Source organism: Terrabacter terrigena (assembly GCF_042676085.1).
Lineage (GTDB): Bacteria > Actinomycetota > Actinomycetes > Actinomycetales > Dermatophilaceae > Terrabacter > Terrabacter terrigena.
In genome coordinates, this window is record NZ_JBHTKH010000006.1 from 77646 (window position 1) to 98954 (window position 21309).

Annotated in this window: 21 protein-coding genes; 16 read left to right on the forward strand and 5 right to left on the reverse strand. The window is 72.9% G+C overall.

The window, feature by feature from the left end:
- Positions 1–18 precede the first annotated feature (18 nt).
- The 7 genes from ACFQ2V_RS10880 to ACFQ2V_RS10910 are packed head-to-tail and all read left to right on the forward strand — an operon-like array spanning position 19 to position 4611.
- Positions 19–624 carry a riboflavin synthase gene (locus ACFQ2V_RS10880; RefSeq protein WP_386052714.1) on the forward strand — a complete coding sequence of 202 codons (606 nt, stop codon included), beginning with the start codon at positions 19–21 and terminating at the stop codon, positions 622–624.
- The gene (ribB, locus tag ACFQ2V_RS10885; RefSeq protein WP_386052715.1) at positions 621–1865 is read left to right on the forward strand and encodes a 3,4-dihydroxy-2-butanone-4-phosphate synthase; all 1245 of its coding nucleotides are present in this window, start codon (positions 621–623) and stop codon (positions 1863–1865) included. Before ACFQ2V_RS10880 ends, ribB begins: the two co-directional genes overlap by 4 nt.
- Complete coding sequence (gene ribH / locus ACFQ2V_RS10890; RefSeq protein WP_386052716.1) at positions 1862–2347, forward strand: 6,7-dimethyl-8-ribityllumazine synthase; 486 nt, start codon at positions 1862–1864, stop codon at positions 2345–2347. Before ribB ends, ribH begins: the two co-directional genes overlap by 4 nt.
- A 44-nt stretch (positions 2348–2391) precedes the next feature.
- Positions 2392–2655: a phosphoribosyl-ATP diphosphatase gene (locus ACFQ2V_RS10895; protein WP_028785574.1), complete on the forward strand. Its 264-nt coding sequence runs from the start codon at positions 2392–2394 to the stop codon at positions 2653–2655.
- A 14-nt stretch (positions 2656–2669) separates the two neighbouring features.
- On the forward strand, positions 2670–3515 hold the full coding sequence (hisG, locus tag ACFQ2V_RS10900) for an ATP phosphoribosyltransferase (RefSeq protein WP_386052717.1): 846 nt from the start codon (positions 2670–2672) through the stop codon (positions 3513–3515).
- The gene (locus ACFQ2V_RS10905; RefSeq protein WP_386052718.1) at positions 3512–4075 is read left to right on the forward strand and encodes a PH domain-containing protein; all 564 of its coding nucleotides are present in this window, start codon (positions 3512–3514) and stop codon (positions 4073–4075) included. The genes hisG and ACFQ2V_RS10905 overlap by 4 nt, the downstream gene beginning before the upstream one ends.
- Positions 4072–4611, forward strand: coding sequence for a flavin reductase family protein (locus ACFQ2V_RS10910; protein WP_386052719.1), 540 nt, complete (start codon positions 4072–4074; stop codon positions 4609–4611). The genes ACFQ2V_RS10905 and ACFQ2V_RS10910 overlap by 4 nt, the downstream gene beginning before the upstream one ends.
- A gap of 11 nt (positions 4612–4622) precedes the next feature.
- On the opposite strand, the gene ACFQ2V_RS10915 is transcribed toward ACFQ2V_RS10910, so the two are convergent.
- The 4 genes from ACFQ2V_RS10915 to ACFQ2V_RS10930 form a co-directional block, all read right to left on the reverse strand.
- The gene (locus tag ACFQ2V_RS10915; protein WP_386052720.1) at positions 4623–5105 is read right to left on the reverse strand and encodes a group II truncated hemoglobin; all 483 of its coding nucleotides are present in this window, start codon (positions 5103–5105) and stop codon (positions 4623–4625) included.
- A gap of 82 nt (positions 5106–5187) precedes the next feature.
- Positions 5188–9048, reverse strand: a complete 3861-nt coding sequence (locus tag ACFQ2V_RS10920) for an IPT/TIG domain-containing protein (protein WP_386052721.1) — start codon at positions 9046–9048, stop codon at positions 5188–5190.
- A gap of 168 nt (positions 9049–9216) precedes the next feature.
- Positions 9217–10413, reverse strand: coding sequence for an MFS transporter (locus ACFQ2V_RS10925; protein WP_386052722.1), 1197 nt, complete (start codon positions 10411–10413; stop codon positions 9217–9219).
- A 2-nt stretch (positions 10414–10415) separates the two neighbouring features.
- The gene (locus ACFQ2V_RS10930; RefSeq protein WP_386052723.1) at positions 10416–11003 is read right to left on the reverse strand and encodes a hypothetical protein; all 588 of its coding nucleotides are present in this window, start codon (positions 11001–11003) and stop codon (positions 10416–10418) included.
- 44 nt (positions 11004–11047) lie between these two features.
- Here ACFQ2V_RS10930 and hisF point away from each other — a divergent pair, with 44 nt between their 5' ends.
- Positions 11048–11821: an imidazole glycerol phosphate synthase subunit HisF gene (hisF, locus tag ACFQ2V_RS10935; protein ID WP_386052724.1), complete on the forward strand. Its 774-nt coding sequence runs from the start codon at positions 11048–11050 to the stop codon at positions 11819–11821.
- Between the two features lie 3 nt (positions 11822–11824).
- On the opposite strand, the gene ACFQ2V_RS10940 is transcribed toward hisF, so the two are convergent.
- A complete protein-coding gene (locus ACFQ2V_RS10940; protein ID WP_386052725.1) occupies positions 11825–12466 on the reverse strand; it encodes a TIGR03085 family metal-binding protein in 642 nt (213 codons plus the stop codon).
- A gap of 81 nt (positions 12467–12547) precedes the next feature.
- Here ACFQ2V_RS10940 and ACFQ2V_RS10945 point away from each other — a divergent pair, with 81 nt between their 5' ends.
- The 8 genes from ACFQ2V_RS10945 to trpC all read left to right on the forward strand — a co-directional run bounded on the left by ACFQ2V_RS10945 (position 12548) and on the right by trpC (position 21309).
- Positions 12548–13573 carry a GNAT family N-acetyltransferase gene (locus ACFQ2V_RS10945; protein ID WP_386052726.1) on the forward strand — a complete coding sequence of 342 codons (1026 nt, stop codon included), beginning with the start codon at positions 12548–12550 and terminating at the stop codon, positions 13571–13573.
- A gap of 60 nt (positions 13574–13633) precedes the next feature.
- On the forward strand, positions 13634–15514 hold the full coding sequence (locus tag ACFQ2V_RS10950) for an ABC transporter ATP-binding protein (protein WP_386052727.1): 1881 nt from the start codon (positions 13634–13636) through the stop codon (positions 15512–15514).
- Positions 15511–17322 carry an ABC transporter ATP-binding protein gene (locus ACFQ2V_RS10955; protein ID WP_386052728.1) on the forward strand — a complete coding sequence of 604 codons (1812 nt, stop codon included), beginning with the start codon at positions 15511–15513 and terminating at the stop codon, positions 17320–17322. Before ACFQ2V_RS10950 ends, ACFQ2V_RS10955 begins: the two co-directional genes overlap by 4 nt.
- A gap of 114 nt (positions 17323–17436) precedes the next feature.
- Positions 17437–17877: a phosphoribosyl-AMP cyclohydrolase gene (gene hisI / locus ACFQ2V_RS10960; protein WP_386052729.1), complete on the forward strand. Its 441-nt coding sequence runs from the start codon at positions 17437–17439 to the stop codon at positions 17875–17877.
- Between the two features lie 109 nt (positions 17878–17986).
- Complete coding sequence (locus ACFQ2V_RS10965; protein WP_386052730.1) at positions 17987–19570, forward strand: anthranilate synthase component I; 1584 nt, start codon at positions 17987–17989, stop codon at positions 19568–19570.
- Positions 19567–20160, forward strand: coding sequence for a Trp biosynthesis-associated membrane protein (locus ACFQ2V_RS10970; RefSeq protein WP_386052731.1), 594 nt, complete (start codon positions 19567–19569; stop codon positions 20158–20160). The genes ACFQ2V_RS10965 and ACFQ2V_RS10970 overlap by 4 nt, the downstream gene beginning before the upstream one ends.
- A gap of 58 nt (positions 20161–20218) precedes the next feature.
- Positions 20219–20488 (forward strand): HGxxPAAW family protein, encoded by a 270-nt coding sequence (locus tag ACFQ2V_RS10975; RefSeq protein WP_386052732.1) that lies wholly within the window; start codon positions 20219–20221, stop codon positions 20486–20488.
- A gap of 5 nt (positions 20489–20493) precedes the next feature.
- Positions 20494–21309, forward strand: coding sequence for an indole-3-glycerol phosphate synthase TrpC (trpC, locus tag ACFQ2V_RS10980; RefSeq protein ID WP_386052733.1), 816 nt, complete (start codon positions 20494–20496; stop codon positions 21307–21309).

The window sequence follows — 21309 nt, forward strand, 5'->3', positions numbered from 1 at the left end:
AACCCATAGGAGACGAGCATGTTCACCGGAATAGTCGAGGAGCTCGGCACCGTCGCGGGAATCGAGCTCGGCGCAGAGTCCGCGGTCCTCCGCATCGAGGGGCCGCTCGTCGTCAGCGACGCCACCCACGGGGCCTCGATCGCGGTGAACGGAGTCTGCCTCACCGTCACCGAGCACGACTCCACCGGCTTCACCGTCGACGTCATGGCCGAGACGCTCGGCCGCAGCAGCCTCGGCGCGCTGCGTCAGGGCGACCGCGTGAACCTCGAGCGGGCGATGCCCGCCGACGGCCGGTTCGGTGGCCACGTCGTCCAGGGTCACGTCGACGGCACCGCGACCATCACCGGGCGTACTCCCGGGGACCGCTGGGAGACCGTCGACTTCACGCTGCCGGTCGGCCTTGCGGCATACGTGGTCGAGAAGGGCTCGATCACCGTCGACGGCGTCTCGCTGACCGTCGCGCACGTCGGCGACGACTCCTTCGGCGTCTCGCTGATCCCGACGACTCTCGACCTCACGACGCTGGGCCAAAAGGGAGTCGGTGACGTCGTCAACCTCGAGGTCGACGTCATCGCCAAGTACGTCGAGCGACTGCTCACCCACCGACAGGAGGTCGGATCATGACCGCACTCTCGACCGTCGAAGCCGCCCTGGAGACACTGCGTGCGGGGCGCCCCGTGCTCGTGCTCGACAGCGAGGACCGCGAGAACGAGGGCGACCTCGTGCTCGCCGCCGAGACGGCCACGGAGGACTGGATGGCGTGGACGATCCGCCACTCGTCCGGTTACCTCTGCGCACCGGTACCCGACGAGGTCGCCGACCACCTCGAGCTGCCGCTCATGGTCTCGGAGAACCGCGACCCGCTGCGCACCGCCTACACCGTCTCCGTCGATGCCGCCACCGGCGTCACGACCGGCATCAGCGCCGCCGACCGGCTCCGCACGGTCCAGGTCCTGGCAGACCCGGAGGCCACGCCCGACGACCTCATCCGACCCGGGCACATCCTCCCGCTCCGGGCCCGCCACGGTGGGGTGCTCACCCGACCCGGGCACACGGAGGCCGCGGTCGACCTGGCTCGCCTGGCCGGGCTGGCCCCGGTCGCAGTCATCGGCGAGCTGGTGCACGACGACGGCACCATGATGCGCTTCGACGCGGTCGTCGACCTCGGCCGCGAGTTCGGTCTGCCCGTCATCACGATCGAGCAGCTCATCGACCACCGGCAGCGCCTCGACCGCGTCGAACGGCTCGCGACGACCCGGATCCCCACCGTCCACGGGACGTTCACGGCGTACGGCTACCGCGACACGCTCACCGGCGACGAGCACGTCGCCCTCGTCAGCCCGCGCGGTCTCCAGGGGCTGAGCTCGTCGGGACCGGTCGTGACGCGGCTGCACTCGGAGTGCCTGACCGGCGACGCCTTCGGCTCGCTGCGGTGCGACTGCGGACCACAGCTCCAGTCGGCCCTGGCACGCATCGGGCGCGAGGGCGGGGTCGTCGTGTACCTCGGGGGCCACGAGGGCCGCGGCGTCGGCCTCGTCGACAAGCTGCGCGCGTACGCCCAACAGGACCGTGGCGCCGACACCGTCGACGCACAGACGGCGCTCGGGCTCCCGGTCGACGCGCGCGAGTACGCCGCCGGGGCGGCGATCCTGCACGACCTCGGCGCCACCGAGGTCGTGCTGCTGACGAACAACCCGAAGAAGGTGTCCGCGCTGCGCCACCTCGGGCTCGACGTCGTCGCGGTCGAGCGGCTGCACGGCCCCATGGGCCAGGACAACGAGCGCTACCTGGTCACCAAGCGCGACCGGTTGGGCCACGACATCCCGGTCGCGAACGAGCGGCACGGCGGCAAGGAGACGGCATGAAGGACGGCGCCCCCACCATCGACGCCGACGGCAGCGGCCTGCGCGTCGCGGTCGTCGCGGCGAGCTGGCACGAGCAGGTGATGGACGGCCTGCTCGACGGGGCACGTCGCGGACTCGCCGACGCCGGCGTGACCGATGTCGAGGTGGTGCGCGTGCCCGGCACGTTCGAGCTGTCGGTCGCCTGCGCCGCCCTCGCCGGGCGGTTCGACGCCCTCGTGGCGCTCGGGGTCGTGATCCGCGGCGGCACTCCGCACTTCGACTACGTCTGCCACGCGGCGACGTCGGGCATCACGGAGGTCTCGGTGCGCACGGCCACGCCGATCGGGTTCGGCGTGCTCACCTGCGACGACGAGCAGCAGGCGCTCGACCGTGCCGGGCTGCCCGGCTCGGCCGAGGACAAGGGCCACGAGGCTGCGAGCGCTGCGGTCGCCACCGTGGTCGCGCTCCGGGCGGTGCCGTCGACCCCGGCCGCCACGACGTGAGCACTGGTCAGGTCGACGCGGAGCGGCCCGTAGGCTGGGCGACCGTGAAGAGCTTTGAGCAGCTGTATGCCGAGCTGGCCGAGAAGGCACAGACGCGACCCGAGGGCTCGGGCACCGTCGCGCAGCTCGACGCCGGCGTCCACGCGATCGGCAAGAAGATCGTCGAGGAGGCGGCCGAGGTGTGGATGGCCGCCGAGTACCAGTCGAACGACGAGGCCGCCGAGGAGATCAGCCAGCTCCTCTACCATCTGCAGGTCCTCATGCTCGCCAAGGGCATCTCGCTCGACGACGTCTACTCCCACCTCTGAGGACTGTTCACGCCATGCTGCGAATCGCCGTGCCCAACAAGGGCTCTCTGTCCGATGCTGCCGTCGAGCTGCTGCGCGAGGCGGGCTACCGCACGCGCCGCGACACCAAGGAGCTCGTGGTCACCGACGTCGAGAACGACGTCGAGTTCTTCTACCTGCGACCCCGTGACATCGCCGTCTACGTCGGCTCCGGCACCGTCGATGCCGGTGTCACCGGGCGCGACCTGCTGCTCGACTCCGGCTCGTCCGCCGTGGAGGTCATGGCGCTCGGCTTCGGAGCGTCGACGTTCCGCTATGCCGGCAAGCCGGGACACGTGGGCACCGTCGCCGACATCGCCGGCAAGCGGGTGGCGACGTCCTACGCCGGTCTCGTGCGTGCCGACCTCGCCGCACGGGGTCTGTCCGCCGACGTCGTGCGCCTCGACGGCGCCGTCGAGACCGCCATCACCCTCGGTGTCGCCGACTGCATCGCCGACGTCGTCGAGACCGGAACCACGCTGCGCCAGCAGGGCCTCGAGGTGTTCGGCGAGCCGATCCTGCGCTCGGAGGCCGTGCTCATCCGCGGTGACCGGCCGGGCGAGGCCCAGGCGATCGAGGTGCTCCAGCGCCGCGTCGCGGGTGTCATCACGGCGCGCACCTACGTGATGCTCGACTACGACTGCCCGAAGGACCTCGTCGACCGGGCCTGCGAGCTCACGCCGGGCCTCGAGTCGCCCACGGTCTCGTCGCTGCAGGACGACGCCTGGGTCGCCGTGCGCGCGATGGTGCCGAGGATCGGGCGCAACCGTCTCATGGACGAGCTCTACGACCTCGGAGCCCGGGCGATCCTCGTCACCGACATCGCTGCCTGCCGGCTGTGACCCACGGCGACGACGGTGACGACCAGATGACGGGCCAGCCGGTGGAGCCCCACGAGCCCGGGGACGCCCCAGACCCGTTCGCGCCGTTCCGCCCGCGCCGCGGACGGGCGGTCGCCCTCGGCGTCGGCTGGGCGTCCCTGGCGGTCTTCGGTGCCATCGCCGTCGTCATGCCCGCGCAGGCCGACGGCCGCTGGGGTCTCGGTGACCGTCTCATGTTCTTCGGCCTCGGTGTCGTCGTCGCGTTCGTCGCCTGGCGCTACGCCTCGATCGCCGCGGTGCCCAGCCGCGAGGGCCTCGTCGTGCGCAACCTCGTGCTGACCCGCACCCTCGAGTGGGCCGAGGTCGTCGGTGTGCAGTTCGGTGGCGGTGAGCCGTGGGTGAGCCTCGACCTCGAGGACGGCGACACGGTGGCGGTCATGGCGATCCAGAAGGCCGACGGAGACGTCTCCGGTCGCGAGGCCTCTCGCCTCGCCGCCCTCGTCCAGGCCTTCGGCGAGACGGCCGAGCCGGGCGGCCCCGACGGTGCGGACGACCGCGACCGGCCGGAGGGGGACGCGTGACCGGCGAGCCGACTCCCGAGCGCATGCGGCACGCCCTCGGGCACTTCGCGACCGGAGTCACGGTCGTGACGGGCTTCGCCGACGACGGCTCACCGGTCGGGTTCGCCTGCCAGTCGTTCGCGTCGGTGTCGCTCCACCCACCTCTCGTCCTCTTCTGCGCCGACCACCGCGGCCGGTCCTGGCCGCGCATGCGCGACCGGGGGCGGTTCACCGTCAACGTGCTCCGGCACGAGCAGCGTGAGCTCATCGGGCGGTTCGGCTCGACGGCGGGCGCCCGCTTCGACGGACTCGAGTGGGAGCGGTCGGCGAGCGGCGGCCCGAGCCTGCCCGGTGTGCTGATGCGCATCCACTGCGCCGTCGAGCAGGTGCACGTCGCCGGCGACCACGACGTCGTCATCGGTCGCGTGCTCGAGCTCGAGGACGGCGAGTCCGGGCGGCCGATGCTCTTCTACCGCGGCCGCTTCACGGTCACGGAGCGGCGTACGTCCACGGGCGTCGACGAGGGCCCGGAGCCGATGGACGACTACTGGGGCTGAAGGCCGCCCACCTACCCGGTGTGTTGCCGAGGCCGGGAGTCGGTGCCACCGACGAGCCCCTGCCACGACCACTTCGGCACGGTCAGCGCGTCCGGCACGTCGTCCGCCGACCCGTGGTAGGTCCCCATGTACGCCGTGGCCCACGTGAAGTACGCGACGAGCGCGTCGCGTACGACGGGGTCGTCGCCCAGCCCGGCTTCGTCGACGGCGTCGGCGAAGCAGGCCACCGCCCGCTCGTCCATCTCGACGTGGGGGCCGTTGCCGGAGTGCATCCGCACCACCTCGCTCTCGCTGGCGAGGTGTGCGGTGTAGGCGGGCGGTCCGCCGAGGGCCTCGGCCCAGTAGGCTGCGAGGCGCGCAGTGTGGTCAGGGTGGTAGCCGTGCGAGAAGGCATGCGACACAACGGGATCCGCCAGGCAGCGCTCGTGCCAGGCGTGAGCGAGTGCGGTCAGCGCCCGCATGCCGCCGACCGCATCGTAGATCGAGGTGGCCACCGGGGCAGGGTCCCACCTCGGGATGGGCCCGGCAAGGCCCGGGAGCGGCCGGGGTTGGCGCGGCCCCGGAGCCGTCCGTCCGTCAGCGGAAGTGGATGAAGTTCGACGGCCAGGACGAGCTGGTGCGGGCGATGATGCGGCGACCGCTCATCGACGTGTAGGTCCGGCCGAGCACCGTGCCGCCGTAGCCGCTCTCGGAGATCGCGATCTGGTTGCCGTCGGCGCTCACCCAGTCCACGTACGCGACGTGGTTGGAGTTCCACTGTGCGATGTCACCGACCCGCGGCGACTGGTCGACCGCGAAGCCCTTCGCCCGCGCGTTGTTGTCCCAGCTCTCGGCGTTGCCGAGGTTGCCCGGGTTCCGGATGCCGTCGAGTGAGAGTCGGTACGCCGAGAAGTTCGTGCAGTTGTTGCCCCAGGCGTCCACCGGGTAGTTCCAGGCCCGCTGGCCGTAGTAGCCGAAGCGGCTGATGCAGTTCTGGGTCGCCCGTGAGTAGCACGACCAGTCCTGCGGACCCGGACCGCCGGTGACCGCCCAGGTGACGGTCGACCCGCGGTAGACCACCGCGTTGCCGGTGCCGAGCACGCGCAGGAACGACCCGGTACCGGTGCTCTTCGACGACCACTGCGTCGCACCGGCGGCGTTGCGCACCACGAAGTTGCCGTCGGTCTGCATGGCGGCCGTGTTGCCGGCGCCGGACGTGAACGAGGCCCACTTGCGCACCCCCGACGCCGAGGTCAGCACGAGGTTGCCGTCGGTGCGCATCGTCATCGACCAGCCCTGGCTCGTCGAGGTGATCGACTCGCCGGAGCGGAGCAGCTGGTTGGACAGCAGGCGGTCGTACCTGATCCCGCGGTGGTCCCAGACGGTCGTGCTGCCCTGGCGCAGCTGGAGCAGCCCGTCGTCCGTGATCGTGGCGACGGCGCCGGTCCAGCCGTTCGTGCCGGCGGTCCAGGCCAGGCTGCCGTCGGGACGCATGATCGCGAGGTTGCCGTCGGAGCGGACGAAGAGGCGGTTGCCGACCCCGGTCGTGCCGCTGGCCCAGCGCCGCACGCCGCCGGAGACGATGACGAGGTTGCCGTCGGTCTGCATCCCCGCCTTGTAGACGCCGTTGGGGGAGACCAGCGCGGTGCCGCCGAGGAGGACCTGACCCGGCTTCAACGTCGTGCCGGCGATGTACGTGTAGGCGTTCGCCCTGGTGACCGTGCCGGCCCGCGTCGTCACCTTCACCGGCACGTAGCCGGTCGCCATCCTTGCGGGCACCACGGCGGTGAGCTGCGTGGCGGACACGCGGGTCACGCTCGTCGCCGGGGCCCCGTTGATCCAGACGCCCGTGACCACCGTGAACGACGTGCCGCGCAGCGTCACGACGTTCCCCCCGGCGAGCAGCCCCGAGGACGGGGACACGGAGGTGATGACCGGGGCGTCCTGGTAGGCGAAGCGTCCGGCCGCGACCACGAGCGACGTGCCACCGGGAGTGGTGACGCGCACGTCGACGTCGGCCTCGGCGTGCGCCGGGATGGTGACCCGCAGCTGCGTCGCGGAGAGGCGCGTCACCGTCGTGGCCGGCACACCCCCGAACGTGACGCGGTCGACGCGGTCGTAGCCGGTGCCGGTGAGGGTCACGACGCTGCCACCCTTGGTCGGCGCGAGCGCCGGGGTGAGCGCCGTGACGGTAGGCACCGGCTGGTAGGTGAACCTGGCCGCCGCGACGACGGGTGATGTGCCACCCGGGGTGGTGACCCTGACGTCGACCGTCCCCACGACGTGGCCCGGGACCGTGACCCGGATCGTGGTGGCCGAGACCCGGACGAGGCCGGTCGCCGGCCGGCCGCCGAAGTCGACCCCCGAGGCGAGGGACAGGCGGGTGCCGTTGATCGTCAGGATGCCCCCACCCGTCAGGGGACCGGCAGGTGCGGACAGCGCCGTGACGGCGGGTGCGCCGACGTACTCGAAGGTCGTGCGGGCCGTCTCGGGGCTCGTGCCGTTGGCGTTCGTCGCGCGCACGGCGACGACACCCTCCGCGTGCGCTGGTGCGGTGACGCGGAGGGTCGTGTCGGACACGCGGACCAGGCCCTTTCCGAGCGTGGTGCCGAAGCGGACCTCACCCACCTCGGCGAGGTGCGTGCCGGTCAGCGTCACCACCGTGCCGCCCTGCAGCGGGCCGGCGGAGACGGACAGCCCGCTGATCGCCGGCGGGGAGCCGTAGGCGTACCTGGACCCGACGCCGGCGGCCGAGGTGCCGCCCGGGGTGGTGACGCGCACGTCGACCGGTCCCGAGGCGTGCGGCGGGGTGGTCACGCGCAGCGTCGTCGACGAGACGCGCACGATCTTGGTGGTCGTGGTGGCGCCGAAGCTGACGGCGGTCGCGCGGCCGAAGCCCGTGCCCGTCAGCGTGACGACGGTGCCTCCGGCCGGGGGACCGGTGACCGGCGTCAGGCCGGTGACGGTCGGGACGGCCTCGTACTCGTACGCGGTCGCAGCGGTTGCGGCCGACGTGCCGTTCGGGTTGGACACGCGGACGCTCACGACCCCTGCGGAGTGGGCGGGCGCCGTCGCGCGGATGTAGGTCGGCGACAGGATCGTGAATCGAGTGAGGGTGTCGCCGAACGTGAGCCGCGTCGAGCCGGTGAACCGCGCGCCCGTCAGGTAGACGAGGGTGCCACCGCTGACCGGGCCGGAGGGCACCGAGAGCCGCGTGACGGCGGGCGGCAGGTAGAAGGTGTACCGCGTCGAGGCGGTGACGGCAGTCGTGCCGCCAGGGGTCGTGACCCGGACGTCGACGGCTCCGAGGGCGTGCGCCGGGGTGGTGACGCGCAGGGTCGTCGCGGAGACCCGGGTGATCGACGGAGCGGGGGTCGTGCCGAAGAGGACCGCGGACGCCCGCGTCAGGCCCGTCCCGGTCAGCGTGACGGTCGCCCCGCCGCCGGTGCCGCCCGACGCCGCTGACACGCGGGTCAGGGTCGGCACGGCGTCGTAGGTGAAGGTCGGGCTGCTGCCGGACGTGCCGACCGGGGTCGTGACGCGCACGTACACGGCGCTCGCCGGGCGCGCCGGGGTGGTGACCCGCAGCTGGGTGCTGGAGACGACCGCGAGCTGCGTCCCGAGCAGGCCGCCGAACGTCACCTTGGTGGCCCCGGAGAAGCCCGTACCGGTCACCGTGAGCACGGTGCCCCCGCGAACCGGCCCGGCAGGGACCGAGAGCGAGGTGACCGTGGGCGGGAGCACGACCGGGGGCGCGGTGTAGGTGAACCGGGCGACGGACGTCACCGGTGACGTGCCGCCGGGGGTGACGACCCGTACGTCGACCGGGCCGGCGGCGTGCGCCGGGACGGTGACGCGGAGCTGGGTCGCGCTCACCCGGGCCAGGGCGGACCCGGGGGTGGTGCCGAAGAGGACCGCGGTGGCCCGAGTGAAGCCGGTCCCGTCGACGGTGAGCACGGCGCCGCCGGCGGTCGGGCCGGAGCGGGTGGACAGCGACGCCACCGTCGGGACGGCGTCGAAGGCGAAGCTCGAGCGCGTCGAGACGGGTGAGGTGCCCGACGGCGTGGCGACCTGCACGCTGACGACCCCGGCGGCGTGCGCGGGGGTGACGACGCGGACCCGTGTGTCGGAGACCTTGGTGACGGCGGTGACCGCCGACGTGCCGAACAGGACCTTGGTCGTCGCACCGACCCCGGTGCCCGAGAGGTCGACGGCGGTTCCGCCGCTCATCGGACCTGCCACCACCGAGAGGGCGGGAGCCGCCGGCGGGGCGGCGGTCACGGCGAGTGCCGTGGGGCTCGCGGTGGAGGCCCACGGTGCTGCCGTCGCGGACGGCGCCGCCGCCAGACCCGGGATGCCCGCGAGGACCGCCAGGGAGACCGTCGTGGCCAGGGCGCGCCCTCCGACACGCGGATGGAGGGCTCGGTGTCGGGCGTTCGGCGTCTTCGGTGGCATCATTCGTCGGTTCTCCTTGCAGTCAGCACGTCCGCGGAGAAGTCTGCAATGGCAAATGTCGCCTTGTACGCGGTTTCGCCCTAATTGGCGCGCCCCAACTGCAACATCAGTCCCAGATGTGGTGTCCGGCGACCGCGCCGGGATGGCCGGCGAGAGGTGGAGAGGCTCGGTTCAGCCGACCCGGGAGAGGTCCGGTCTCAGCCGCAGCACGACCAGCCCCTGCACGGCGCCGATGACCGCCAGCACCAGCCAGACCAGCGAGAGGCTGCCGCTCACGTCACGTACGAGTCCCATGGCGAGCGGGCCCACCGAGGCGATCCCGTAGGAGATGAGGAACGCCATCCCGGTCAGGCGACCGCTCGCGTCGGGGGTGCGGGCGTAGCGCACGAGCAGCACCAGCGCGAGCGAGAACGCGGCGCCCTGCCCGAGCCCGGCGACGACCGCCCAGACCCACGGTGCGGCGAGCGGTGCGAACAGGATGCCGAGGCAGCCGAGCACGCCGAGGGCGGCGGCGGGCAGGAGCAGGCGACGCATGTCGGGGGTCTTGTCGCTGAGCACCGGCCCCAGCAGTCCCGACACGATCTGGGCGCCGCTGAAGGCCGCGGCGAGGTAGCCGGCCGACCCACGGGACCAGCCCTGCTCGACATACGTGGGGGCCAGCCAGGTGACGGCCGAGTAGAAGCACCAGGACTGCAGGGCGAGGTAGCCGGCGACGAGCCACGCCGTGCTGTGGCGCCAGGGGAGCCGACCGGGCCCTTCCTCGTCGGGAGTGTGGTGCGGGTTGGCGCGGACGGTGAACGGCGCCCAGGCGAGCACGCCCACGACCGCGACGACGGTCCAGGACCCGAGCGAGGCCTCCCAGCTGCCGAGACGGTCGGCGAGCGGCACGGCGACCGCGGAGCTGAGCGCGGCGCCGCCCATCATGGCCAGCATGTAGAGGCCGGTGACGAGGCCCGTCCGCTCGGGCGGGAAGAACGTCTTGACGAGGCGGGGCAGCAGCGTGCCCGCGACGGCGATGCCCACCCCGCACAGGAACGTGCCGACGTAGAGGACGACGACGTTGCCCCCTGCGAAGCGGCCGGCCGTGCCCGCGACGATGCTGAGGGCAGCGGCCAGCACCGCGCCGGCGGCGCCCATCCGGTGGGCGATGCGGCTCGCGACCGGTGCGAAGAGTCCCATGCAGAGCACCGGCAGCGTCGTCAGCGCCCCGGCGGCCGCGTGGCTCAGGCCGAGGTCGGCCGAGATCGCGTCGAGCAGGGGCGGGACGCTCGTGATGGCCACGCGCAGGTTCGCGGCCACGGACACGAGCGCGACCGCCATGACCCAGACGGGTGGGAGGGGCCGGATCGCGGGGTCTGGTCGGAGCACCCTCAGAGAGTAGATGTGTCGATGACGAGGTCAGCGAGGCCCCTCGTCGAGTCGGCCGCGAAGAGAATTGCCTCCTGGTCGGCCCACCGCTGCCAGTGCGGCCCGTAGGCGTCGCCGTCGCGGGCGATGCCGCGTCTGCGGCGTAGGTTGACGTCGGCGTCGACGAAGACGGTCACGGCGGCATACGGCCGGGCGGGGCCGGCGCTCGCACCGCAGCCCTCGACGACCAGGAAGCGGCACGGGGGCACGCCCTGCGTGCCGGCCCAGCGGTCCCGGACCCAGCTCCAGAGGCGGTACTCCGCGTGCTCCCCGCGTGAGAGCGGCTCGAGCACCTGCCGGGTGAGCAGGCCCGGGGCCTGCGCGAGGCCGTCCCAGCCGGGGTAGAGGTGGTCCATGTGGAGCACGGCGACCGGACCGGCCGACGCCAGGGCGAGCTCGACCCCGCGGGCCAGGGTCGTCTTGCCCGCTCCGCTCGGCCCGTCGACGGCGACGACCACCACGTCGCCGCAGCGCGGTTGGGCGCCGAGTGCGAGGGACACGACGGCGGCGACGTGCTCCTCGCGCGGCGGCGTCGTCACGTCGTCCCACATGGGCGCGACCCTAGCCGGTCGCGGCGCTGGCCTAGCCTTGTCGCATGCCGGTCGCCACGAGAGTCATCGCCTGCCTCGACGTCGACGCGGGCCGCGTCGTGAAGGGGGTCAACTTCGAGAACCTCCGCGACGCCGGTGACCCCGTCGAGCTCGCCAAGGTCTACGACGACCAGGGCGTCGACGAGCTGACCTTCCTCGACGTCACGGCGAGCAGCGGCAACCGCGAGACGACCTACGACGTGGTGCGACGCACCGCCGAGCAGGTCTTCATCCCACTGACCGTCGGCGGCGGCGTACGCACCGCCGAGGACGTCGACCGCCTGCTGCGTGCCGGCGCCGACAAGGTCGGGGTCAACACGGCGGCGATCGCCCGCCCCGAGCTCATCGCCGAGATCGCGAGCCGCTTCGGGGCGCAGGTGCTCGTCCTGTCGGCCGACGTGCGACGCCGCCGCGGCGACGACGGCCGGCCGACCGACGACTTCGTCATGACGACGCACGGCGGGCGCACCCCCGTCGACCTCGACGCCGTCGAGTGGTGCGCCCGGGCGGCCGAGCTCGGAGCCGGCGAGATCCTGCTCAACTCCATGGACGCCGACGGCACCAAGGACGGCTTCGACGTCGAGCTCATCCGACGGGTCCGTGCAGCCGTCTCGGTGCCGGTCATCGCGAGCGGCGGCGCGGGCAGGGTCGAGCACTTCGCGCCGGCCGTCGCGGCCGGCGCCGACGCCGTCCTCGCCGCGAGCGTGTTCCACTTCCGCGAGCTGACGGTCGGGCAGGTCAAGGAGGCGCTGCGAGCGGCGGGGGTCACCGTCCGCTGACGATCAGCTGATGCCGAGCTCGGCCCCCTGGAGGGCGGCGATGTCGTCGGCGTCGCCCTCGAACCCCACCCGCGCGACGCCCTTGCGGCCGTACGCGTAGAGGACGAGCTCGCCGACGGGCGCGCGCAGCACCACGGTGCCGTGGGCGTCGGGCAGCTTGGCGGCATACCGGCCGCGGCCGTCGGCGATGAGCACGATGCCGGTGGGCGCCTTGCGGAACATCAGGCGCGCGGAGCGGCGCAGCGCCGACCACAGCTTGCCCTCGAGCTGCGGCGCGAGCTCGCGCGGCGCCCACCCCGCCTGCGCCCGGCGGACGTCCTCGTGGTGCACGAAGAACTCGATGAGGTTGGTGATCTCGTCGACCTTGGCGTTGGACATCGGGTTCCAGGCGGGAGCGCCCCGACGCACCCGGTCGACGACCGCGGCGTAGTCGCCGTTCGCGATCCTGCGCTGCTCGCGGTCGAGGTGGCCCCCGAGGAAGGGCACGAAACGGCCGACCGAGAGATCGGGGCGGTTCTCGCGCACGAGCAGGTGGGCGGCGAGGTCGCGCGTCTGCCAGCCCTCGCACAGGGTCGGCCGGTCGGGCCCGAGACGGTCGAGCTCGTCGCAGAGCAGGAGGCGTTCGGACCTGGCGTGGCGCGTCATGTCCTCATCCTGTCAGGGTCGCCGGCGAGGCCACGAACAACTCGTTGGATCGCGGGGCCCTCGCCTCCGTAGGGTCGGACGGTGATCGAGCTCGTGCGCCCCACCGTGGACCTCCGCGACGGCTGGTGGGAGCTGGTCGACGACTTCGGCGGCGCGACGATCCACGGGTCGGGCTACCACGCGAGGGACCGCGAGGTGCTCGGTGAGGCCAGGGTCTTCGCGGAGTGGGTCGACTGGCTCGGTCGGCAGCAGGAGCACCCAGACGAGCCGCTCCCGCCCGAGCGCGTGCCGTCCTCGTACCGCTGGGTCCTCGACGACGGACACCTGGTCGGCACCATCGCGGTCCGCCACGCCCTCACCCCGTCGCTCGTCGCCGAGGGCGGCCACATCGGGTATGCTGTCCGCCCCGCCGCGCGTCGCCGCGGGGTCGCGACCGCCGCCCTCACCCAGGCGCTGCGCATCGCAGCGCGCCGGGGCATCGACCCGGTTCTCGTGACGTGCGACCGCAGCAACATGGCGTCCGCGCGCACCATCACCGCCTGTGGCGGGGTGCTCGAGGACTCGCGCGACGGGGTGCTGCGCCACTGGCTGCGCACGGGCGCGCCGGCAGCGCCCATCGGATCCGGCCCGATCGAGACGCACCTCGCCACCCTCGTGCCGGTCACGTGGGACGAGGCGCGCGCCATGGTGGCCGGCTCACGGCATCGCGGCTGGGCCCCGGGCTACCCGCGCGAGGACGACCTCGACGCGGTGCGCACCATGACGTCGGACGGCCCCGACCCGTGGACGCCGCGGCACGTCGTGCGGCGCTCCGACGGGCTCGCGGTCGGCACCATCGGCTGCTTCGGACCGCCCGTGGACGGCGTCGTCGAGGTCGGCTACGGCCTCGTCGAGCCGGCCCGCGGCACCGGTCTGATGACCGACGTCCTCTCGGGGATGGTGCGGGCGATCGAGGCCGCCGGGCTCCGCGTCGTCGCGCACACCCTGCCCGACAACGTCCCGAGCCACCGGGTCCTCGCCCGGCTCGGTTTCGTGCGCGAGGACGAGACCGGGCCGGAGTGGCTCTGGGTGAGGCGAAGCGGTGCAGGCGTTGTCGGCACTGCGTGAGAGGCTGAGGGGTCGACCGGAGAGCAGAGCACCAGCAGAGCACCAGGGGAGCCGAACAGCGTGAACGTCCCGACCACCTCGACCCTGCGGGAGGGTCTCGCCGTCATCGGCCGGGGCATCAAGGGGCAGCCCCGGTGGTTCGCCCTCGCCGTCGTGGGCAGCGTCGTCTACGGCGTCATGACGAGCCTCACGGCAGCGGCCATCGGCTACGTCGTCAAGCGGGCGGTCACCCCCGCGATCGAGGCCCGTCACGTCACCTCGTCGCAGCTGTGGTTCATCGGCGGCGTCATGGCGGCCGTCGTCCTCACCACCACCGTCGGTGTCATCGGGCGACGCCTCGCCGGCGGCGTCGCGATGTTCAACCTCGGCGCGATGTACCGCCGCCGGGTCACACGCCAGTACCTCCGGCTCCCGCTCAGCTGGCACCACAAGCACCCCTCGGGGCAGCTGCTGTCCAACGCCAACGCCGACGTCGAGGCGACGTGGAACATCTTCGCGCCCCTGCCGATGGCGCTCGGCGTCGTCGTCATGCTCGTCTTCGGCATCGTCCAGATGGTCGTCGTCGACCCCTGGCTGGCACTCGTCGGTCTCACCGTCTTCCCGATGCTCTTCCTCGCCAACGTCGCCTTCCAGCGCGCGATGTCACCACGGGTCACGCGGGCCCAGCAGCTGCGGGCCGACGTCTCCGAGGTGGCCCACGAGAGCTTCGAGGCGGCGCTCATCGTCAAGTCCCTCGGCCGCGAGGACCACGAGGCCGAGCGCTTCCGCACGGTCACCGACGAGCTGCGCGACGCCAACATCGACGTCGGACGCACCCGTGGCAGGTTCGACCCCGCCATCGAGGCCATCCCGACCATCGGCACGCTCGCCGTCCTCTTCGTCGGCACGCTGCGGGTGAGCAGCGGGCTCCTGTCGGCTGCCGAGGTCGTCCAGATCGCCTACCTCTTCTCCATCCTCGCCTTCCCCGTGCGGGCGCTCGGCTGGGTGCTCGCCGAGCTGCCACGTGCGGTCGTCGGCTGGAACCGCGTCTCCGCCGTGCTCGACGCGACCGGCAGCATGCAGTACGCCGAGCGCTCGCTGCCCACCGGCGCCCCGAGCCACCTGCAGGCCGAGCGCCTCGCGTACGCCTACGAGATCGTGACCGAGGACGGCGCGGCCGACCTCAACCCGGCGATCGTCGACGTCACCCTGGACGTGGCGCCCGGGTCGACGGTCGCGATCGTGGGCCCCACCGGCAGCGGCAAGTCCACCCTCACCAACCTCGTGATGCGCCTCGTCGACCCCGACAGCGGGGCCGTGCTGCTCGACGGCGTCGACCTGCGCGAGGTCCGTCACGGGGGCATCAGCCAGGTCGCGGCCCTCGTGGCTCAGCAGACCTTCATGTTCGACGACAGTGTCCGCGGCAACATCACCCTGGGCGCGGCCCACGACGACGACAGCGTCTGGCGAGCCCTCCACGTCGCGCAGGGGGCGACCTTCGTCGAGCGGCTGCCCGACGGCCTCGAGACCCACGTCGGCGAACGCGGGGCGAGCCTCTCCGGCGGCCAGCGTCAACGCATCGCCCTGGCCCGCGCGGTGATCCGCCGGCCGCAGCTGCTCATCCTCGACGACGCCACGTCGGCGGTCGACCCGAGTGTCGAGCAGGCGATCCTCGGCGGGCTGCGCGAGGCGAGCTCGGGCACCACGGTCCTCGTCGTCGCCTACCGCATGGCGACGATCCTGCTCGCCGACGAGGTCGTGTACGTCGAGGACGGCCGCGTCGTCGACCACGGCTCGCACGCCCAGCTGCTCGGCCGGTGCGCCGGCTACGAATGGCTCGTGACGGCATACGCCCGCGAGGCCGCCGAGCGCGAGGCCATCGCCGCCGACGAGGAGTTCGGCGACGACCTGCGCCTCGACGACGACCCCGGGCGGGGCCCGGCCGAGGAGGTCTCCCGATGAGCCTGCGGTCCCAGGTCCTCGTCGAGCACCACGGCGTCGCCACGGGCAAGGACATGTCGACGTGGCAGACCCTCAAGCGCGGGGTCGAGCTCTCACCCGAGCTGCGCAAGGGCATCTGGGTCACCGTCGCCCTGGCCGTGCTGTCGACCCTCGGGCGCGTGCTCGTCCCGTTCGTCGTCCAGCGCATCACCGACGAGGGGCTGCTCTCTGCGGGTGGGCCCGACGCCGGCGTCGTCGCGGTCTACGTGGGCATCGCGCTGGTCGGGGTCGTCGTGACCGCGCTGTCGGCGTACTTCGTCAACGTCCGTCTCTTCCGCTCGTCCGAGAGCGGGCTCGCGACGTTGCGGCTCAAGGCGTTCCGTCACATCCACGACCTCGCCATGCTCACCCAGAACACCGAGCGTCGTGGGTCGCTCGTCTCGCGCGTGACCTCCGACGTCGACACGATCTCGATGTTCGTGCAGTTCGGCGGGCTCATGCTCATGATCAACCTCGCGCAGATCACCCTCGCGACCGTGCTGATGTTCGTCTACAGCCCGCTGCTCGGCCTCGTCGTGTGGCTCTGCTTCGTGCCGCTGTTCCTCATCATCCGCAAGTTCCAGGGCATCGTCGGCCGCGCCTACACGAGGGTGCGCGAGCGCGTCGGAGACATGCTCGGCGCGATCTCCGAGGCCGTCGTCGGGGCCCAGGCGATCCGCGCGTACGGCGTCGAGGACCGCACCGCCGAGCGCATCGACGCCGCGGTCGAGGCGCACCGCAAGGCCGCCATCGGCGCCCAGGCCCGGTCGGTCATCGCCTTCACCTCGGGCCAGCTCGTCTCGGGGCTCACGACCGCGGTCGTCCTCGTCGTCGGCACGGTCCTCGCCGCGCGCGGCAGCCTGACCCTGGGCGAGCTCCTCGCCTTCCTCTTCCTCGTCAACCTCTTCACGATGCCGGTGCAGCAGGCCACCGAGATCCTCAACGAGATGCAGAACGCCGTGGCCGGATGGCGCCGGGTCATCGGCATCATCGACACGCCGGCCGATGTCTCCGACCCGGGCGAGTCCGGTGTCGCGCTGCCGCGAGGGCCGATCACCGTGCAGTTCAACGGTGTCGGGTTCGCCTACCCGGGCGGTGAGCCCGTGCTCCACGACGTCGACCTGACCATCGCGCCGCGCAGCCGGGTCGCCATCGTCGGAGAGACCGGTTCGGGCAAGTCGACGCTGGCCAAGCTGCTGACCCGCCTCATGGACCCCACCAGCGGGCAGGTGCTGCTCGACGGCGTCGACCTGCGCACGGTGCGCTTCTCGTCGCTGCGCTCCCGGGTCGTGCTCGTGCCGCAGGAGGGCTTCCTCTTCGACGGCACGCTGCTCGACAACGTCCGGTTCGGCCGGCCCGAGGCGAGCGAAGAGGACGTCCGACTCACGCTGACCGAGCTCGGGCTCGACGCCTGGGCCGCGACGCTGCCGCTCGGTCTGGCAACCGACGTCGGCCAGCGGGGCGAGTCGCTGTCGGCGGGGGAGCGGCAGCTCGTCGCGCTCGCCCGCGCCTACCTCGCCGACCCCGACCTGCTCGTCCTCGACGAGGCGACCTCCGCCGTCGACCCGAGCACCGAGGTGCGGCTCCAGCGCGCCCTCGACTCGCTGACCCGCGGTCGCACCTCGATCGCGATCGCGCACCGGCTCTCGACGGCCCAGGCGGCCGACGAGGTGATCGTCGTCGACGCCGGACGCATCGTCGAGCGCGGGCACCACACCGAGCTCGTCCGTCTCGGTGGCGTGTACTCACGGCTGCACGCCTCGTGGGTCGCCCAGCAGCAGGCCGTCTGACCCGGGCGGGCGTCCCGTGCGCCCGCACGCCGCGTTGGGTGCCGAACACGCTGTTCTGACGGTGCTTTCGAGACCGAGCGCTGAGCTGGACGGGGGCGACGGCACAATGGCGGCGTGACCGACTCCACCGTCCCGACCGACCCGACCGACCCGGCTGACCCGACCGACCCGGCTGACCCGACGCCGGATCCGACCGCGCTCGACCCGAACGTCGCCACCCTGCTCAAGCGCGACCCGCACGGGCTCGTGGCGGCGGTCGTGCAGCAGCACGACACCGGTGAGGTGCTCATGGTCGGCTGGATGGACGACGAGGCGCTCCGGCGCACGCTCACCGAGGGCCGCGTCACGTTCTGGTCGCGCAGCCGGCAGGAGTACTGGCGCAAGGGCGACACGAGCGGGCACGTGCAGTGGGTCAAGGGCGTGCGCCTCGACTGCGACGGCGACGCGCTGCTCGTCAGCGTCGACCAGGTCGGGGCCGCCTGCCACACCGGCGACCGCACCTGTTTCGACGCGCGCGTGCTGCCGGCCGCTGTCGGCGAACCCGACCCCGCCTGACCCCCCAACCGTCACGAGAGGCCGTCTCCGGCCCCTCGTGACGGTCGGCTGGCCTCTCGACGGTCGAGCCGGCGACGCGGCACCCGGGGGCGTGGGCCAGAATGGGCCGGTGCCCGACTCGAACACCTCGCTCGCTGCCGCGCCCGCGCCACACGCAGACCTCGCGTGGGGCCGCACCTGGCCGAGCCTCGAGGTCTTCACCGAGCTCGCGCTCGAGCACCGTCGCGTCATCCCGGTCGTACGCCGGGTGCTCGCCGACGCCGAGACCCCCGTGGGCGTCTACCGCAAGCTCGCGAAGGACGCTCCGGGCACCTTCCTGCTCGAGTCCGCAGAGCACGGCGGCGTGTGGTCGCGCTACTCGATCGTCGGGGCACGGAGCGCGGCGACGCTGACCGAGCGCGACGGCGCGGCCCACTGGATCGGCGACCCGCCGGTCGGGCTGCCGGTCGACGGTGACCCGACGGCTGCGATCCGCGACACGGTCGCCGCGCTGGCCACACCGCGTACGCCCGGGTTGCCACCTCTGACGGGCGGGCTGGTCGGCGCGATCACCTACGACGCCGTGCGCCACTGGGAGAAGGTCCCCGACGGCGGACGCGACGACCTCGGGCTGCCCGAGGTCGCGATGATGCTCGCCACCGACCTCGCGGTGTTCGACCACAGCGACGGCTCGCTGCTGCTCGTCGCGAACGCCGTCAACCACGACGCGACCGACGAGCGCATCGAGGACGCCTGGGCCGACGCGGTCGCCAGGCTCGACCGGATGACCGACGAGCTCGCCGCGCCGGCGCCCAGCACGGTGGCGACCATCGAGCCGCTCTCGAGCGAGCCGACGAGCAGCCACACGCGGGCCGCGTTCGAGGACATGGTCGAGGAGGCCAAGGAGGCGATCCGCGGCGGCGAGGCCTTCCAGATCGTCGTCTCGCAGCGCTTCACCGTGCCGTGCGCCGCCGACTCGCTCGACGTCTACCGGGCGCTGCGGGTCAGCAACCCCAGCCCCTACATGTACCTGCTGCGCCTGCCGCACCCCGACGGCTCGTCGTACGACATCGTCGGTTCGAGCCCCGAGGCCCTCATCAAGGTCACCGGCCGGCAGGCGATCACGCACCCCATCGCCGGCTCGCGTCCGCGCGGGAAGAGCCCCGACCACGACGCGCACCTCGCCGAGGAGCTGCTCGGCGACGCCAAGGAGCGGGCCGAGCACCTCATGCTCGTCGACCTGGCACGCAACGACCTCCAGCGGATCTGCCGGGCGGGCACCGTCGACACCGTCGACTTCATGTCGGTCCGGCGCTACAGCCACATCATGCACATCGAGTCGACCGTGGTCGGTGACCTGCGCGACGACCAGAGCGCCTACGACGCCCTCGTCGCGACGTTCCCGGCGGGCACGCTGAGCGGGGCGCCGAAGCCGCGGGCGATGGCGCTCATCGACGACTACGAGGGCCTGCGCCGCGGTCTCTACGGCGGCGTCGTCGGCTACCTCGACTTCTCCGGCGACCTCGACATGGCCATCGCCATCCGCACGGCCCTCATCAAGGACGGCCGGGCCCACGTGCAGGCCGGGGCCGGGATCGTGGCGGACTCGGTGCCGCACCTGGAGTACGAGGAGACCATCAACAAGGCAGCCGCCGCGCTGCGGGCCGTCGCCGCGGCCGGGGGACTGCGACCGCTGGGAAACCACCGGGCATGACCGCTCTCGCCCTCGACAAGAAGTGGGCCACGCTCGTGGTCCTCGTGCCGGCCGTGCTGCTGCTCGGCCTGACGACGCGCACGTGGGCCAGCGGTGAGTCCCGCGACGTGCTCAGCCGCGCGGTCACCGAGGTGAGCGGCGGCGCAGCGGCCCCCGGGGTCGTGGGGCTGTGTGCCGTCTGCGTGGTCGCCCTGCTCGGCCTCATGACCGGCGGACGCGTCATCCGCGCGATCTCGGCGGGCGTCCTGGTGCTCGCGGCACTCGGGGCCGCGCTCATGACGCTGTTCGTCGCGCTGCGCCCGGTCACGACGGTCGCCGACGCCGTAGCGCGCGAGCTCGCCCGCACCACCGCGCCCGCCGCCACCGGGACCACCACCGTCTGGGCCTGGCTGGCGGTGGCGACGGCCGGACTGCTCGCCGTCGGCGCCGTGCTCACCGCGGCCTCGAGCCGCTCCTGGGCCGGCCTCTCGGGCCGCTACGAGCGCGGCACCAAGCCGGCCAGCGGCCCCCGCGGAGAGGTCCGCACGACGTGGGACGAGCTGAGCGAGGGCCACGACCCGACCCTGCGCGACGCCCCTGACGAGACCTGACAGAATGAGCAGCGTCGGCCCGCACGGGCGTGGAGCCGACCGGACGAGAGAGGACGCCATGGAAGAGCAGCACGAGGACCACGGTCACAGCACCGCCGCCTGGACGGGGGTCGGGGTCATCCTGCTCGGCACGGCGATCGCGTCGGTCGCGGTCGTCATCCCCAGCCTCGTCCTCGGCATCATCGGCGGGGTCGTCATCGTGGCCGGCATCGTCGCCGGCAAGGTCCTGTCGATGGCCGGCTACGGCGCCGACAAGCACCACGCGCAGGCCGGGTCGGTCGTCGACGCCCCCGACGAGGCGGGCGCCGAGACCCTCGGCAAGAGCTGAGAGCAGTGCCGACCGTTCTCGACGAGATCATCAGCGGCGTCCGCGAGGATCTTGGGCGTCGCCGCGCCACCGTGCCCCTCACCGAGCTCGAGGCACGCCTCACCTCCGTGGCGCCGGCGCTCGACCCGATGCCCGGCATCCGCTCCGCCGAGGGCGTGGCGGTCATCGCCGAGGTCAAGCGGTCGAGCCCCAGCAAGGGTGCCCTGGCCGACATCCCCGAGCCGGGCCGTCTCGCGGGGGCGTATGCCGCCGGGGGAGCGAGCGCCATCAGCGTGCTCACCGAGCAGCGCCGGTTCTCAGGCAGCCTGGCCGACCTCGACGAGGTGCGCGCGGCCGTGCGAACTCCCTTGCTCCGCAAGGACTTCATGGTCGACGCCTACCAGGTCACCGAGGCTCGGGCGCACGGCGCCGACCTGATCCTCCTCATCGTCGCCGCTCTCGACGACGCGCTCATGCGCGACCTGCACCAGCAGGCCCGTGAGCTCGGCATGACGGCGCTCGTCGAGGTGCACGACGCCGCCGAGCTCGACCGCGCCCTCGCCCTCGACCCGGTGCTCGTCGGCGTCAACGCCCGCAACCTCAAGACCCTCGAGGTCGACCCCCGCACCGTTACCGACCTGCTGCCCCGCGTCCCCGAGGGCATCGTCGGCGTCGCCGAGAGCGGCGTGACCGGTCCCGACGACGTCGTGACCTACGTGCGAGCCGGAGCCGGAGCCGTGCTCGTCGGCGAGGCACTCGTGCGCGACGGCGCACCGGAGCACGCCGTCCGTGCGTTCATCGAGGCAGCGGCCGCAGCGCGCGCCGGCGCCGACCAGGAGTGA

What these genes read in the sequence shown, in the direction of transcription:
- ACFQ2V_RS10920 (WP_386052721.1), bottom strand. Translation starts at nt 9,048, where the DNA reads ATGATGCCACCGAAGACGCCGAACGCCCGACACCGAGCCCTCCATCCG.
- ACFQ2V_RS10970 (WP_386052731.1), top strand. Translation starts at nt 19,567, where the DNA reads ATGACCGCTCTCGCCCTCGACAAGAAGTGGGCCACGCTCGTGGTCCTC.
- ACFQ2V_RS10975 (WP_386052732.1), top strand. Translation starts at nt 20,219, where the DNA reads ATGGAAGAGCAGCACGAGGACCACGGTCACAGCACCGCCGCCTGGACG.
- ACFQ2V_RS10940 (WP_386052725.1), bottom strand. Translation starts at nt 12,466, where the DNA reads ATGACGCGCCACGCCAGGTCCGAACGCCTCCTGCTCTGCGACGAGCTC.
- hisG (WP_386052717.1), top strand. Translation starts at nt 2,670, where the DNA reads ATGCTGCGAATCGCCGTGCCCAACAAGGGCTCTCTGTCCGATGCTGCC.
- ACFQ2V_RS10955 (WP_386052728.1), top strand. Translation starts at nt 15,511, where the DNA reads ATGAGCCTGCGGTCCCAGGTCCTCGTCGAGCACCACGGCGTCGCCACG.
- ribB (WP_386052715.1), top strand. Translation starts at nt 621, where the DNA reads ATGACCGCACTCTCGACCGTCGAAGCCGCCCTGGAGACACTGCGTGCG.
- ACFQ2V_RS10880 (WP_386052714.1), top strand. Translation starts at nt 19, where the DNA reads ATGTTCACCGGAATAGTCGAGGAGCTCGGCACCGTCGCGGGAATCGAG.
- ACFQ2V_RS10930 (WP_386052723.1), bottom strand. Translation starts at nt 11,003, where the DNA reads ATGTGGGACGACGTGACGACGCCGCCGCGCGAGGAGCACGTCGCCGCC.
- ribH (WP_386052716.1), top strand. Translation starts at nt 1,862, where the DNA reads ATGAAGGACGGCGCCCCCACCATCGACGCCGACGGCAGCGGCCTGCGC.
- hisF (WP_386052724.1), top strand. Translation starts at nt 11,048, where the DNA reads ATGCCGGTCGCCACGAGAGTCATCGCCTGCCTCGACGTCGACGCGGGC.